This window comes from Micromonospora sp. NPDC048894, assembly GCF_040649765.1.
GTDB lineage: Bacteria > Actinomycetota > Actinomycetes > Mycobacteriales > Micromonosporaceae > Micromonospora > Micromonospora antibiotica.
Genome location: NZ_JBEZFY010000039.1, coordinates 1 through 2564 on the forward strand (window position 1 = coordinate 1; position 2564 = coordinate 2564).

The window sequence follows — 2564 nt, forward strand, 5'->3', positions numbered from 1 at the left end:
ACGTCGGGGTGGTGTTGGAGTGCGGTGTGGAGGGTGTGGGTGGTGTCGATTTTGGCGGTGAGGGTGGTGTGGAGGGTGTGGGGGGTTTGGGTGGTGAGGGGGGTGTCGTGGAGGGTGCCGGCGGTGTGGATGACGGTGGTGAGGGGGTGGGTGGTGGGGATGGTGGTGAGGAGTTGGTGGAGTTGGTGGGGTTGGGTGAGGTCGATTTGGGCGGTGTGGGTGGTGGTGCCGTGGGTGTGGAGTTCGGTGGTGAGGGGGGTGAGGGTGTCGGGGTTGCCTCGGGTGGTGAGGAGGAGGTGGTGGTGGGGGTGGGTGGTGGCGAGGTGTCGTGCGGTGTGGGTGGCGAGGGCGCCGGTGGCGCCGGTGATGAGGATGGTGCCCCGCGCGGGCTGCGGTGCGGGGACGACCAGCGCGATCTTGCCGGTGTGCCTGGCCTGACTGAGGTGCCGCAGGGCGTCGGGGGCGTTGGTCACGTGCCAGCCCGTGACGGGCAGGGCGGGCAGGGCGTCGGTGGTGAGCAGGTGGGTGAGGGTGGTGAGGAGTTGGTGGATGCGGGTGGGTCCGGCGTCGAGGAGGTCGTAGGGCTGGTAGGTGAGGTGGGGGTGGGTGGTGGTGACGGTGTGCGGGTCGCGGATGTCGGTCTTGCCGATCTCGAGGAAGGTGCCCCCCTCGGCCAGCAGCGCGAGGCTGGTGTCGACGTGCGCGTGGGTCAGGGTGTTCAGCACGACGTCGACACCGGCGGGATCGGTCTCGCGGATGCGCTCGCCGTACGCCGTCGTCCGGGAGTCGTGGATGTGGGTGGCGGGGACCCCGAGGGCCGCCAGGGTGGCCTGCTTGGGCGCGCTCGCGGTGGTGTGCACGGTGGCCCCGAGGTGCCGGGCGTAGTGCAGGGCGGCCATCCCGACCCCGCCGGTGGCGGTGTGCAGGAGGAGCCGCTGACCGGCCCGCAGGTCGGCCAGGTCGGTCAGGCCGTACATGGCGGTCAGGTAGACGATCGGCAGGACCGCCGCCTCGACGTCGCTGAGCCGGGCCGGGGTCCGCACCAGATGACGGTGGTCGGAGACCGCCACCGGGCCGGCACAGCCCTCGGGGAACAACCCCATCACCCGGTCCCCGACCGCCAGCCCGGTGACCTCGGAGCCGACCTCGACCACGACGCCGGCGCCCTCGCCACCGATCTGCGCGTCGTCGCCCGGGTAGAGCCCCAACGCGATCATGACGTCCCGGAAGTTCAGACCCGCCGCGCGCATCGAGACCCGTACCTCGCCGGCGGCCAACGGGCGGTCCCCCGCAGGCGACGGCACCAGCGCCAGGTTCGCCAACGTGCCGCGGCTCGTCACGTCCAGCCGCCAGTTCCCGCCGCCGGTCGGGGGCCGTAGCACGGCCGCGGAGTCGGCGACCGGGACCAGCCGGGGGACCAGTGTGGTGTCGTCCCGCACCGCCGCCTCCGGCTCCGGCCCGGCCAACGCCGACGACAACGTCGCATCGGCCGGACCCGGCAGGTCCAGCAGCGCGAACCGGTCGGGGAACTCGGCGCGCGCCGACCGGATCAACCCCCACACCGTGGACGCCGGCAGATCCTGGATCTCCGGCCCGGTCCGGGTGGCGACCGCCCCCCGGGTGACCGTCACCAGCCGGTGGTCACCGAAGGCGGGTTCGCCGATCCACCGCTGCGCCAACCCCAGCGCCCGTTCGGCGACCTCGTGGGCGAGGGCGACGACCTCGTCGCAAGGGCGCGCGGCGGCCCGGTCGATCGCCGGCCCCGGGCCACCGTCGGTCACGCAGGTCACCAGGGTGTCGGCGGCGACCGCCGTGCCGGCGTCGATCGCCGCCGCGAGAGCGTCCAGGTCGGCGTGGACGGCGACGTCGCGGCCGGCTGAGCGGAGCGCGTCGGCCAACTTCAGCGGGTCCACGCCGACCACGTGCACGGCGGTCGACCCGGCGGCCGGATCGGCCTCCTGCGGCACCCACTCGACCCGCAGCGGCGTGACCGGGGCCGACGGGGCGGCCAACTGGTCTACCGCGAGCGGCCTCGTGGTCAGCTCCTCCACGGTGATCACCTCGGCGTCGTCGAGGTCGGTGGCGACCAGCCGTACCGCGTGCTCGGAGAGCCGGGTCAACCGCACCCGCAGGGCGGCGGTGCTGCGGCCGGTCGCGCGCACCCCACCCCAGGAGAACGGCACCCGCAGCGGACCGTCGAGGTCGGCCGGCGTCGCGATCAGCGCGTGCAGCGCCGCGTCCAGCAACGCCGGGTGTACGACGTGCCCGTCGATCTCGGTCCCGTCGGGGAGGCTGACCTCCGCGTACAGCTCGTCGCCGTGCCGCCAGAGCGCCCGCAGGTTACGGAAGGTCGGGCCGTAGGCGTAGCCGTGGTCGGTCAGTCGCGCGTACAGGCCGGAGAGGTCGACGGGCTGCGCCCCCGGCGGCGGCCAGACGCCGGGCGCCGCGGGCGTGGAGTCGGGTGCCGGTTCGGGGCTGAGTGTGGCGGTGGCGTGGGTGGTCCAGGTGGTGGTGGTGCGGGTGTGGATGGTGAGGGTTTGGTGGCCGGTGGGGGTGGGGGTGGT

General features: G+C 73.9%; 1 protein-coding gene. It reads right to left on the reverse strand.

Features of this window, described 5'->3' with window-relative positions:
* Nucleotides 1-2564: SDR family NAD(P)-dependent oxidoreductase (locus AB0C22_RS31200; RefSeq protein ID WP_357538588.1), on the reverse strand; the 2564-nt coding region annotated here is incomplete at both ends.